Below are 13,182 nucleotides of genomic sequence, written 5' to 3'. Positions count from 1 at the left end.
GCGGCCGAATGGGAGGGTGCCCGACGTTTCCGTCAGGCGTACTGCAGCGCCGCATGAAAACGGCGACGGGAAGAACGCGCAAGGATCGCGTGGAGAGTTTCGCTAGAAGAACATGCGGCACGACGTAGATGCGCGCCATGCCGCATGGGTTGCAGCCGGATCAGAAACGCAAACGCAGGCCCGCGTAATAACGACGCTCGAAGATGTTCTGGTCGTAATAGTGGTTGGTCCACTGCGCGTAACGCCGCTCGCTTTCACCGGTAAGGTTGGTGGCCTGTGCGTACAGCGTCAGGTGGTCGTTGACGTCGTAGCTGAAGGAGGCATCCAGATAACCGACGTCGTCGTTCCAGATCGCCAACTCATCGCCCCATGCACCGCTATTGACCTGACTGAAACGCTTGCTGCGCCAGTTGTAGGCCACGCGCGCCTGCAACTTGTCCTTTTGATACCACAGCACCGCATTGGCTTGGTGCTTGGAGTTATCGCCGATCGGCAGCGTGTTGCCTTCGATATCGGTGTTGTCGGTATCGGCATCGGAGAAGGTGTAGTTGATGTTGGTGCCGAAACCGCTCAGCCAGCCGGGCAGGAAATCAAAGGCCTGTTGATAGCCGATTTCGAAGCCCTTGATCTTGCCGCCACCGCCGTTGACGATGCGCTCCACCGGGCCGCCAAGCCGCACCACACCGTCGGCATCGGGCTGCGGCTCGATGTTGGTCACCGTGGTGGGGAACGACTTCACGTCGATCAGGAACGCGCCCACGCTGACCAACGACGCATCGGAGAAATACCATTCCCACGACGCGTTGTAGTTGGTGGCGCGGTACGGATCCAGGTCCGGGTTGCCGGAACGGCCATTGAGGAACAGCACCGCATCGGAGGGCAACGCGGGGTTACGCGGTGGCGTGCCGTTGACGGCGTAGAAGCTCACCAGACCGCGACCGAGATCGGGTAGATCCTGGCGCGCCACCGCCTTGTTGTAGGCGAAACGCAGTTTCTGCGCGTCGGTGATGTCCAGCGACAGGTTGGCGGTGGGCAGCACGTCGGTGTATTGGCGATTCAGACGGTTGGTACCGATCGCCGGGCTGACGCCGTTCCATTCGACATTGCCGATAAACACATTGCCGCTGCTCAGATACTGATCGATCGCCAGCTTGGTCTGCACGATGCGTGCGCCGATATTGGCCGTCCACGGCACCGCACTGCCGGTGCCGCCTTCCAGATTCGCCAGGAAATACGCCGCCGTGCTTTTTTCGGTGACTTTGTACGAATCGGCAGCCTGCTGGTAGGCCACGTTGCCCGGATACAGGCTGTTGAGATACCCCACCGGGTCCTTCATGACCTGCGGATTGATCGCCGGCAATCCCTGGCTCCCCAGGCCAGTGACCTTGAGCGGATCGAAGTCGTTGAAGTACGCCCAGTAGCCGGGGATGGAATTGAACGGCAGCAGGCGTGCTTCGGACACGCCGCTGCAGGTATCGGAGATCAGCGGGTCCTTGAAGTAGTACAGCGAGCGGTTGGGGTCTGCGCATGTGGTCGATACCGGCGACAGGTAGCGATAGGTGTCCAGCTTGACCTCGCGCTCGCCGTAGCGGATGCCGAACTGGAAGCCGCGTACCACACCTTCGTCGAACTCGAAGGTGCCATCGGCACGGAATGCATCCATCGTCGCTTCGATCTTGTTGCCCTGCGCCCAGGTCGACATCAGCTGCCAGTTGTCCGGGTTGGACACATCGGTGCCGAGGTTGACCGCCGGGTAGGTGCCGCGGAAATCCACGGAGGCATCCACGGTTGGTAAGCCATTGGCATTTGCCCATTGGGTCAAGCCACCGGCACGGGTGATCTGATCGCCGCGTGTCACCACCGCATCGGCACGCGCTTCGTCGTAGGTGCGCTGCGCATCGCCATGCACCCAGCGGAATGACGCACGGAACGGGCCGCCGTCATCGAAGCGCAGCTCCAGGTTGGTGTTGAGCGAATCCGAATCGGCCACGCCGGCCATCGAATGCGCTTGGAAGCGGTTGTAGCCGAACTGGCCGTATTCGAGCACGCCGTTGGAATCGACCACCGATCCAGGCTGCAGCTGATTGGTGGCCCAGCCGGTATGCAGCTGCGCGGCCACCGAGGTGTCCTGGTCTTCGAGCTTGGTATAGGCTGCGTCGGCCAGCACCGTCCACGAGTCGTTGATGTTGAACTGAAACGAGCCGTTGACGCCGGTGCGCTGGCGGTCAGTGCTGCGGTTATCCAGTTCGGTGGCAACCCAGTTATAGAAATAATCACGCGGCAGGTTGGACGGATCGGTATTGCTGCCGATGCGGCCATCGCCGTTGAAGTCGAAGCCCACGTTCTGCTCGGTGGATTTTTGCGCGCCGTTGGAATATACGCTGGGGTGCTTGTTTTCCAGGGTGGCATCGGAATACGACACCGCCAGCAGGGCGCCCCAACGTTCGGTGCGGAAGCTGGCCAGGCCCGAGTACAACTCGTTGAGTTCTTCCACGCGGTCGCCGTAGGAACCTTCGGCCTGACCGCTGAAGGTCCAGCCTTCGGGCAGATCGAACGGGCGACGCGTCTTCAGCGAGACCGTGCCGCTGATGCCGCCATCCAGATCGGCGGCAGTGGGCGACTTGATCACGTCCACGCCGCTGAACAGCGTCGGCGGGATGTCGACGAAATCCGGCTGTGCGCGGCCGATGTTCGGTTGGCCGAATTGATCGCCACCACCTGCGCTCAGATACAGCTCGCCATTCATGGTGGTCTGCACCTGCGGCATGCCGCGGATGTTGAGCTGTGAGCCCTCGCCGGCCGAACGCCGGATCTGCACGCCGGGGACGCGCTGCAACGAATCGGTGATGGTGACGTCGGGCAGCTTGCCGATGTCTTCAGCCGAAATTGAATCGATGATTTGCGCGGCAGTGCGCTTGTTTTCGATGGCTTCGGCCTGCGCGCCGCGCACACCCTTGACCATGACCTTGTCCAACTCGGTGACACCTGCGCCGGCACTGGTGTCCTGCGCTTGCGCGCCACCAGCCAGCAAGGTCAGTACGGCCGCGAGCGCGGCGGCCAGCGGTGTATGACGTGTATTCGACAGCAACTTGTTCATGGTCCCCTCCCAGGGATGACAACACTCCACGACCATTTCGAATGGTGCCGCCGGGGGGCGGCACGGTGTGTCCGACGCGTGCAACGCGCCAGTGCGAGCTCCGTGCGGGGGCACGGCATAGCAACTGCAAGGACGCCGCTAGGGACTGCTGCTGGCGGTGCCCGAAGACGGTGCAAGATTCCACCCGCGCAACTGCACGCGCGCGGCGCGCAAGCTGGCTTCGGCCGGCCCGCGAATCTCCACGGTGCGGCTCTCGCCAGGCGCAAGATTGAGATAGTTGTCGCTGTAGTAGGCCGGCAAGATGCGCTGGCCTTGCGCATCCACCAAGGTGAGCTTGGCGCCCAGGGCCACGTGCTGCGAGGGATTCCGCACAGTGGCGTTCAACACCGGCGCATCGCCGGCCTGCAGCTGCGTGGTGAGCTCCAGTGGCACCGGCGCCAAGGCATCCAGACCACGCATGGCAGCGGCATCGCGCGCCACCCAGTAGAAATTGCGCGAGCGCACCGTGCCGTCGCGCTCCAGCAACTGCAGCCGCACAAAACCCAGTTCCTTTGCGTCCGCAAGCAGTGGCGCCAGCTGCAGCACGGGTGCAGACACCGCCACCGCTGCTGCATCCACCGCCTGCTCGCGTTGTTGCAGCAGGCGGCCATCGGCCGCATAGGTCTCCGCACGCACACGCAGGCCGCGCACCGCTGTGGTCGTGTTGTTGACCACCACGACTTCGTGGCCGGGCAGATTCATCTGCACATGCAGCGGCTCGGCGGCATTGCGCACGCCGTAGTACGCGGCGTGGGTGTCGTAATCGTGGCTGTAGATCTGCCACATGTTGCTGGGCCACGCCGGGTGGCTCATCCACAGCAGCCGGCCGCTGTTCTTCGTCCACAACTGCGCGTTGAACCCTTCGAAGATGGCGCGGTGGGTTTCGTAATTGAGCAGCTGCGCCTTGCGTTCGAAATCGTCCAGACTGGTTGGTGCGCCAAGCTTGTCGCTGAGTGAGCGCATGAAGCTGGCGGTATCGCCATTGCCGGACTGATGCCAGTCGTGATACGCCCAGCTGTCACTGATCGGCCACTGATCCTGCACCGCAGGTACCGACGCCTTGAAGGACTCCAGGGTGGAGAACGACGGTGTACCCACTTCCACCGAAAAACCCTGCGCCAGCTTGTTGAAATACGCCGCCGGCTCGCGGTAGTTGTACGGGCCGCTGCCTTGCAGATTCACTTCGTTGGAACTACCGGTGTACCAGCGCGTGCCATCGAGCTCGGCGACCAGCGCGTCCAGGCCATCGTTGAGGATCGGCGCGGGAACACCTTCGTTGCGGCCGAACCACAGCACAATCGAAGGGTGGTTGCGGAAGCGCGTGATGACCTCGGCGGCATTGGCCAGGAACAGCGCCGCGTCGGCCGGCTCCATGTTGTAGTTCTGCGTGGATTGCCAGAAGTCGTTCAACACCAACATGCCGTATTCGTCGGCCAGGTCGAAGAAGCTCGCTTCGGTGTTCTGCCCCACCCAATTGCGCACCACGTTGAAGTGCGCATCGCGCTGCAGGCGGAAGTACGGCTCCAGGCGCTCGCGTGAGACGCGCTTGCGCCAATCGTCCATGCCCCAATTACCGCCCTTGACCGCAATCCGCACACCGTTGATGCGTAGCACCAGATGCGGGGCCAACGTACTGTCATCCAGCTGCGTCACCGCTGGCGACGCGAGTGCACCGGGATACAGCGATTGCGCATTGCCACCGAGCACCGGGCGAATGGCGGCGTGTCGCACATCGACGATGCGCTCGCCACGCTGCCGGGCCTGGTTGAGATCCACCAGCACACGACGCAGTGCGCCGCGTTCGTCGAACAACGACAGCTCGTAAGTGACCTCGCGAATACCGAACCGCAGTTGCTGCAGATCCGACTGCACACCGCCCGCCGCGACACCGACCTGGAAGGTGTACAGCGAGGGCTCGCCATACCCGTTGGGCCACCACAGGCGTGGATTGGTCACTACCAGCTCCGGCGTGTCTGCAGCAGTGAGCGTGAGCGTGGTGCCGCCCGCAGGCACGTTGACCTCACGCTGGATACGCACATCACCGAAGGCAAGCTGCACTGTGCCCTGCACCGCAGCGCCGCTGGTGTTGCGCAATGGCACGGCAATTTCCAGCTCGGCGCGGCGATGGTCGGGCGCCAGTTTGGCGGTGACCACGTGCGTGTCGCCGACCGCGAGCGGGCCGGTGGCATGCAGCTGTACGTCCTGCCAGAGCCCGGCATTGCGGTCGCGCACGGCCGGGATCCAGTCCCAGCCTTCGCTGGCAATGAAGGTGGGCCCATCCAGTGCCTGCATGCCACCGTTCTCGCCAACGCCGGCGGTCATCGACTGCTCGTGCGCAATGCCCGGATGCGGCGGCGGCGAGACACGCACGGCAATCGCATTGCGGCCGGGCGTGAGGTAGCTGCTGACATCGAACCGCCCACGCGCGAAGGCGCCACGCGTACGACCCACCTGCACGCCGTTGACCCAGATCTCGCCGGCGTAGTTGATGCCGTTGAACACTAGTTCCAGGCGCTTGCCCTGCGTGCTGGCAGGCAGCTCGAAGGTGCTGCGGTACCACCAGTCCTGGCGGCTCAGCGATTCGGGAATGGCCATGTTGTTGAGGCCGATATCCGGATCTGGATACACACCGCGATCGACCAGCGTGGTGAGTACCGTGCCCGGCACGGTGGCCACATGCCATGCGCTACTGGAAGGTGCAGCGCCACGCGACAGCTCAGCACCACCACGCGTGCCGAGGTCAGGCGCAGCGGCCAGCTGCCAGCCGCCCACGCGCCATGACAGCGCATCCAGCGGCTGCAATGCGGGCGCGTTGGTGACGGGCTTGGCCACCGGTGCGGAGAACGGTGCGGCGCTGCGTGGCAGCGTGGCGGCCGGTTGCGGTTCGAGCTGCCCAGCCATCTGTTTGGTCTGCACGCGCCAGCCTGGCGACGCATCTTCGAAGCGCTGCAATATTTCATTCGGCGCGTGCCGTGCCTGCTGCGCAATAGCTGCTGCATCGAGCGCACCGGCGCGCGCAGTGAAATTGGCGATGTCACCACCGAAGTGCAGCGACGCGGCATCGGCCGGCACGCGTGGGCCGAAGACCAGCGCCGGCGCCACCGCACGTGACACGCGCGTGCCACTGGCCACCTGGCGTCCATTGGCATACAGCGTCAGCCGTGCACCTTGCGCCACCGCTGCAATCTGCGTCCACGTAGCTACCGGCAACGCCTGTTTGCTGCGCAGTATGCTATCGGCTTGGGCAAAACCAAGACGGCCGTTGTCGATCACGAAGAAGCGCCCGTCGCCGTGCGCATCACCTAGACCTGCAATGCGCACGGTACCGGGCACGTCCATGGCAGGACGCACCCAACCGGACACACTCCAGTCTGCGTCGGCCGCCAGCATTGGTGCATCAGCGGCCAGCGTCTTGCTCAGGCCAACGCCACCTGCGAGCACGCGCACGTCGTAAGGACCGGGCGGATCGACCTTGGCGGGTGCAGCCTCCACTGCATTCCAGCCCACGCAACCACACAACAGCCACAGCGCTCCACAGCGGAACGCCTTACGAACCATCAGCATTAGAGGCCTCTCCCAAGCTCTACTGCCAAGCAACGGTAAACATCGCTGACGCGATGTTGCCCGTAACTGCCGCCCCTGTTTCGGTTGCCACGGTGCGAGGTAACGTTACCCCAGGAGGATATCGACGACAACCGTTCTGCGTTAGGGTTGGCGCACCCAGGAGGAAGGAATCATGCGAAACCTGATCCAGTCCGCATTACCGGCAGCGGCGCTGCTGCTGTCTTTGAGCGTTATTCCTGCTGTTGCGCAGCCATTGCGCGTGCAATCACCCACTGCACGCACGCAAGTGGAGTTCACGCTGAGCGAGGGCGGCATTCCCACCTATCGCGTGCTGTACCGCAACAAAGTAGTGCTCGACGATGCACCGCTTGGACTGGATCTCGGCCGCAACAACAAGCTCGGCCAGGGCATGACCGTGCAGGGCAGCAGCAGCGAAGATCACGACAGCCGCGTGACGCTGACGGTGGGAAAAACCCGCCAGGCACGCGACCACTATCGGCAGCTGCGTGTGCAGTTGGTCGACGCCGCACAGCACCGGCTTGAGATCGAACTGCGTGCCTACGACGATGGTGTCGCACTGCGTTATGTGCTGCCCAAGGCGGGCAAGCTCGAGATCCGCAACGAACTCACCAGCTTCGCGTTTCCACGCGATTATCCGTGCTGGACCTTGAACCTGGGCCGCTTCGGCACCAGCCACGAGGGCGAATACGACGCCATTGCCGCGTCGAAACTGCGCCCGCACAACCTGCTCGAACTGCCACTGGTGTGCCAGACCGATGCACAGGGCACGACACTGGCGATTGGCGAGGCCAATCTGCGCGATTACGCCGGCTTGTATCTCACCGGCCGTGCCGATGGCGGGCTGGGCGTGTCAGCAAAGCTGTCGCCACGGCTGGATCAACCCGCGCTGGCGGTGAGCATCGATTCGCAGGGCCGCGACTTCGCCACACCGTGGCGCGTGATCATGCTCGGCGACACGCCGGCATCGCTGATCGACTCCAATCTGATCACGCTGTTGAATCCGCCGCCGGCCTTCGATGCCAGTTGGGTGCGCCCCGGTAAATCGGCGTGGGATTGGTGGTCGGGCAGCCTGGCCAGTGGCGTTGCACAGCCCGGCATGAATACCGCCACCATCCAGCGCTATATCGACCACGCACATCAGTTGAAGCTGGAGTACATGCTGATCGATGACGGCTGGTATCACGGCAGTACCGGCGATGGGCAATACAACAGCGATGCGGACATTCGTCGCCCGGTGGAACAACTCGACCTGCCCGGCCTGGTGACATACGGGCGGCAACGGGGTGTCGGCCTGTGGCTATGGGCGCATTGGCGCGCACTGGATGCGCACATGGACGAGGCGCTTGCGTGGTATCAGCAACTCGGCATCAAGGGCATCAAGGTCGACTTCATGGACCGCGACGACCAGCAGATGGTGGACTTCTACCACCGCCTGCTCGCCAAGGCCGCCGAACACAAACTGCTAGTGGATCTGCACGGTGCGTACCACCCCACCGGCCTCACCCGCACCTATCCCAACTACCTTACGCAGGAAGGCGTGCTCGGCGCCGAGTACAACAAGTGGACCACGCGCATCACCGCCACCCACAACCTCACCCTGCCCTTCACCCGCATGCTGCTCGGGCCGATGGACTACACCCCTGGCGGCTTCCGCAACGTGCGCCCTGCCGCGTTCAAGCCGCAGCACATCGCGCCACAGGTGATGACCACGCGCGCGCAGCAGCTGGCGATGTATGTGGTGTACGAAAGCCCGTTTGCGGTGGTGTCCGACAGCCCCGAGCAATACGAAAACGTACCCGCAGCGCAGTTTCTGCGCGATGTACCTGCCAGCTGGGACGAAACCCGCGCGATCGAAGGCGCAATTGGCGAGCACATCGTGCTGGCGCGCCGCAGCGGCAAGGACTGGTACGTGGGTGCGATGACCAACGAACAGGCGCGTACGCTGCAGGTGCCGTTGACGTTCCTGGACAAGGGCACCTGGACAGCGACGATCTATGCCGATGGCGTAGCGCCCACCGAGGTGAACATCGAAACACGCAAGCTGACCCGCAATGACAGCTTGCAGCTACAGCTGGCGGCAAGCGGCGGCGCGGCGATCAGGCTGCACAAGAAGTAGGCGTGCCGCGGCACTATCGTGAACCAGGCACGTGTGCGTACTTCGCTATGTGCAGGGCGGGCGCGACAGCATCGCAGCCGCGTTGCTGCCGCGCTGATTTCGGCCGCGAGGGATTGCGACGCAGCCACATCAGCTACGCGCGAAATTTTCTCAATGCAACGAACGCTGACAAGCGTTGTAGCGGCGTATGGCCTCGGCGCCGATGCAGGCTTGCGAACACTGCATCGGGCAGCGCCGGCACTGATCGCTGTTTACGACCATGCGAAAACGCGGTGGCGTCGTTGCTTCCGCACGTTGCAGAACACGATGGCTCGTCTTGTTCCACATGCAGCTTGCCGTCATGGCTGGCTGCAGCCTCACCTGCAACAACCGCGCATCACCGCCCGCAGCGCAGGCGGTGATGCGACCGATTACGGCAGATCGATCCCGGCACACGTTTCCGGGCGCGCGTCCTTGATGGGCTGCACACCGCTGGCATCGAAGCGCAGCGCCGCATGTGTCGGAGCGAACGCCGGCCAGGCCGGCAAGCCGGTCGCGTTGGGGTTGCCACTCTGCACGAACGCTGCCCAATAACGCTGCAGGTTCACCGGCGGCGTGCCGATCGGCAGGCCCTTGAACAGGAACGGCAACTCGGCACTATGGGTCACCTGCCCGCCAGGCGCGGCGGTATCGAACACGTAGTGCCACACCGGCGCGCCGAGCGCTGCCTGCCGCTGCGCGACGGTGACCGCAGGGCAGCGGAAGGTGAGATCGGTGGACAGCTGCACGGCGGGGCTGCCTTCGCGCGCGGCGCGCTCTGCCTGCGCACGTTGCTGCCGTTGCAGCACGGCGTCGGCTTGCGCCGGGTAGTCGCGGCGCACACGTGCCTGCGCGCCCTGCTCGCCGCCATAGGTGAGCTCCTGCACCACATACCCGATCAACAGCGGCACCTTGGCCTGTTTGCCATCGGCCAGCAGCGCCGCTGGCGCACGCGGCAACACGCGCCCGTCCACCACCGCCTGCAACCAGAGATAGCCATCGTCATCCAGCGCGGGCACGTCCACACCCTGCGCGGCCTGGATCACACGCTCGGCCGGCAGCGCGCGCAGCTGTGCCAGCCGCGTCGCTGCATCGTCGATACCGGCACGCGCGGCAATGCTGACACCCAGTGCGCGGTTGTCTTGCAGCGACCGTGCCGGCAAGCCGAAGCCGGCGGTGCCGCTCTGTTCGATCGCCGCGGAAAACAGGCCACGCGCCAACGGGCTGAGCATCAGCAGGCCCACGTCCTGGCCACCGGCCGATTGCCCGGCGATGGTGACACGCGCCGGGTCGCCACCGAACTGGGCGATGTTGTCGTGCACCCACTGCAACGCGGCGATCTGGTCGAGCAAGGCGTAGTTGCCAGCGGCGGCATTGTCGCCATCGCGCAATTCCGGCAGCGACAGAAAGCCGAACGCACCCAGGCGATATTGCAGCGTCACCACCAGCATGTCCTGCGCCACCAGGTTGGTCGGCAGATGCCCATCGGCGCCACCGGCCACATTGGCGCCGCCGTGGATCCACACGAGCACCGGCAGTGGTTTGGCTGGCTGCAACGCGGGCGTCTGCACCTCTACATACAGGCAGTCTTCGGTGCCGCGCTTGGCCATGGCATTGTTCCAGCCCAACGCAGGCTGCACGCACGGGGTGGCAGCGACTGTGGCATCGCGCACCTCTGTCCAGGCCGGTGCCGGTTGCGGCGGCCGCCAACGCAGCGCACCCAACGGCGGGGCGGCAAACGGAATCGCACGGAACACCGCGCTGCCATCGTCCTGCCATTGGCCGCGCACCGGGCCGTGGTCGGTCTGCACCTGTGGCGGCGCAACCGGCGAGAGGGCAGCGGCGTTGCCGGCAACGGCCAGCGCGCAACTTGCGGCAAACATCCAGACACGCGTGCGCATGCTTACGCTCCTGTCAGCGCGCGCGCGCGCCAGGCGGCTTGGAAGACGGCGGTGGCGGAGGCCACATTGAGGCTTTCCACCAAGCCGCTGCCGTGGATGGACAACTGCAGATCGCAGGCGCTGGCGAATTGCCGGTCCATGCCTTCGCTTTCCGCCCCCATCACGTAGACAAGGCGCTGCGGCAACGCGGTGGCAAACACATCCTGCCCGCCGTCCACCAGCGTGGCGGCCACCGCAAAGCCGGCCTGCCGCAGCTGCGCCATCGCCTGCGCGGTATCGGGAAGCTGCACCAGCGGCACCGCTTCAGCGCCGCCTTCGGCCACGCGCGCGGCGGCACCGGACAACCCCAGCGTGGAGCCGGCCGGCAACAACAGGCCGGCCACACCGAAGTGCGCCGACGAGCGCAGGATGGCGCCGAAGTTGTGCGGGTTGCCCACCCCATCCAGCCACAGCGCCAGCACCGGGCCTTGCGGCAAGGCCGCCAGCCAGTCCTGCAGCGGCTGCGGCGGCACCCGCAACACCTCGGCCACGATGCCCTCGTGATGCGTGCTGGACGCCAGCTTGGTGAGGTCGGCCTCTTCCACCACGCGGTAGCCCAGGCGCTGAGCCACGCACCAGGCCAGCAAGGCCTTGAACTGCGGGATACGCGCTTCGGTCAGGTAGATCTTGCGCAGCGCCTGCGGGCGCGCCTTGAACACCGCCTGGATCGCATTGATGCCGTACAGCCGCAGCTCGCGCGCATTGTTGGCGCTGGCCGCGGCCGGCGCCGCAGCGCTGGTGCGCGGCGCCGGAGCAGACGGCGCGGGTGCGCGCGGCGCCGCACGGCCCCACGGATTGAGCGGCGCTGCGCCGCTGCCGGCGGTGTCGCGCGGCGGCCGTGCGCCGCGCCCATCATGCTGTTTCATCGTTGTGTCCAGAAATCCGCGTTCTTGATGCCGAGCGAGACAGGATCGAACACGGGATCCAGCCCCTGGCGTTTCTGCCGTTCGTAATCCTTCAAGGCCAGCATCGCCGGCTTGTGCAGGATCAGGATGGCGATGATGTTGAGCCAGGCCATGACGCCGACGCCGATGTCGCCCAGCGCCCACGCCAGCTGCGCATTATGGAACGCGCCGAAGATCACCATGCCCAGGATGCCCAGGCGCAGCAGCAGCACGGTGAGCGGACGCCGGCGGTTGCCGTTGATGTAGCTCAGATTGGTTTCGGCCATGTAGTAATAGGCCATGATCGTGGTGAACGCGAAGAAGAACAGCGCGATCGCCACGAAGCCCGCACCCCAGCCCGGCAGCACCGATTCCACCGCGGCCTGCGCATAGCCCGGGCCCTCTTCCACGCCGACCAGGCCCGCATACAGCCCCGGCTTGGCGCCATCGGGCGAATACACGTTGTACTTGCCGGTGGTGAGGATCAGGAAGGCGGTGGCGGTGCACACCATCATGGTGTCGAAGTAGATCGCAAACGCCTGTACGTAGCCCTGCTTGGCCGGGTGCGAGACCTCGGCCGCGGCGGCTGCGTGCGGGCCGGTGCCCTGCCCGGCTTCGTTGGCGTAGATGCCGCGCTTGACGCCCCATTCCACCGCCAGGCCCAGCAACGCACCGAACGCGGCATGGCTGCCGAAGGCGCTGCTGAAGATGGTGGCGAACATGTCCGGCACGCGTTCGGCGTTGAGCACCATGATGACCAGCGCCATCAGGATGTAGCCCATGGCCATGAACGGCACCACGATCTCGGCGAAGTTGGCGATGCGCTTGACGCCGCCGAAGATGATCACCGCCAGCATGCAGGCCACCAGGATGCCGATGCCCAGCTTGGCGGCATCGCGCATCGGCAGGCCCATCCACTGCCCGTCCATCGCGCCGCACAGGCTGGTGCCGCGGCAGGCGTTGATGGCGCTGTCGGCGATGGCATTGGCCTGCACGCCGGGCATCAGAAAGCCGGTGGCGATGATGGTGGCCACCGCAAAGGTGAGCGCGTACCACTTCAGGCCCATGGCCTTTTCGATGTAGTACGCCGGGCCACCGCGATAGCGGCCATCGGCATCCTTGATCTTGTAGATCTGCGCCAGCGTCGATTCCACATACGAGGTGGACGCGCCGAGAAAGCCCATCACCCACATCCAGAAGATCGCGCCCGGCCCGCCGAAGGCGATGGCGGTGGCCACGCCGGCGATATTGCCAATGCCAATGCGCCCGGCCATCGACATCGCCAGGGCCTGGAACGACGACACGCCGGCATCGGATTTCTGCCCGCCCACGGTGAGGCGGACCATTTCCACGAATCCGCGTACCTGCATGAAGCGGGTGCGGATGGTGAAGTACACGCCGGCGCCCAGACACATGAAGATCAGTGCCTTGCTCCAGACGATACCGTTGATGCCATTGATGAGTGCTTCCACGCAATCTCCCCGACGCGCCGACCGTTGACCC

General features: G+C 64.9%; 6 protein-coding genes. 1 reads left to right on the top strand and 5 read right to left on the bottom strand.

Annotated elements, in window-relative coordinates; genetic code table 11:
- Window positions 1–160: 160 nt before the first annotated feature.
- Both QRM60_RS10540 and QRM60_RS10535 read right to left on the bottom strand, forming a co-directional pair.
- On the bottom strand, window positions 161–3,097 hold the full coding sequence (locus QRM60_RS10540; RefSeq protein WP_285446164.1) for a TonB-dependent receptor: 2,937 nt from the start codon (window positions 3,095–3,097) through the stop codon (window positions 161–163).
- A gap of 138 nt (window positions 3,098–3,235) precedes the next feature.
- Entirely contained in the window at window positions 3,236–6,700 is a 3,465-nt protein-coding gene (locus tag QRM60_RS10535) for a sugar-binding domain-containing protein (protein WP_285446163.1), read from the bottom strand.
- Between the two features lie 172 nt (window positions 6,701–6,872).
- On the opposite strand from QRM60_RS10535, the gene QRM60_RS10530 reads away from it, so the two are divergent.
- The gene (locus tag QRM60_RS10530; RefSeq protein ID WP_285446162.1) at window positions 6,873–8,837 is read left to right on the top strand and encodes a glycoside hydrolase family 97 protein; all 1,965 of its coding nucleotides are present in this window, start codon (window positions 6,873–6,875) and stop codon (window positions 8,835–8,837) included.
- Between the two features lie 410 nt (window positions 8,838–9,247).
- Here QRM60_RS10530 and QRM60_RS10525 read toward each other — a convergent pair whose 3' ends face one another.
- From QRM60_RS10525 to QRM60_RS10515, 3 genes are read right to left on the bottom strand one after another with little or no spacing between them, the layout of a single operon-like run.
- Window positions 9,248–10,756 carry a carboxylesterase family protein gene (locus tag QRM60_RS10525; protein WP_285446161.1) on the bottom strand — a complete coding sequence of 503 codons (1,509 nt, stop codon included), beginning with the start codon at window positions 10,754–10,756 and terminating at the stop codon, window positions 9,248–9,250.
- 2 nt (window positions 10,757–10,758) lie between these two features.
- Complete coding sequence (locus QRM60_RS10520) at window positions 10,759–11,661, bottom strand: TrmH family RNA methyltransferase (protein ID WP_042594946.1); 903 nt, start codon at window positions 11,659–11,661, stop codon at window positions 10,759–10,761.
- The gene (locus QRM60_RS10515; RefSeq protein WP_014508760.1) at window positions 11,658–13,151 is read right to left on the bottom strand and encodes an alanine/glycine:cation symporter family protein; all 1,494 of its coding nucleotides are present in this window, start codon (window positions 13,149–13,151) and stop codon (window positions 11,658–11,660) included. The genes QRM60_RS10520 and QRM60_RS10515 overlap by 4 nt, the downstream gene beginning before the upstream one ends.
- Window positions 13,152–13,182 lie beyond the last annotated feature (31 nt).

It is taken from the genome of Xanthomonas sp. fls2-241-TYG-148 (assembly GCF_030208815.1).
In the GTDB taxonomy this organism is placed as follows: Bacteria; Pseudomonadota; Gammaproteobacteria; order Xanthomonadales; family Xanthomonadaceae; genus Xanthomonas; species Xanthomonas campestris.
This window is presented reverse-complemented; position numbering and strand designations above follow the sequence as displayed.

Coding starts and splice junctions, on each gene's coding strand:
- QRM60_RS10540 (WP_285446164.1), bottom strand. CDS start 3,097: ATGAACAAGTTGCTGTCGAATACACGTCATACACCGCTGGCCGCCGCG.
- QRM60_RS10535 (WP_285446163.1), bottom strand. CDS start 6,700: ATGCTGATGGTTCGTAAGGCGTTCCGCTGTGGAGCGCTGTGGCTGTTG.
- QRM60_RS10530 (WP_285446162.1), top strand. CDS start 6,873: ATGCGAAACCTGATCCAGTCCGCATTACCGGCAGCGGCGCTGCTGCTG.
- QRM60_RS10525 (WP_285446161.1), bottom strand. CDS start 10,756: ATGCGCACGCGTGTCTGGATGTTTGCCGCAAGTTGCGCGCTGGCCGTT.
- QRM60_RS10520 (WP_042594946.1), bottom strand. CDS start 11,661: ATGAAACAGCATGATGGGCGCGGCGCACGGCCGCCGCGCGACACCGCC.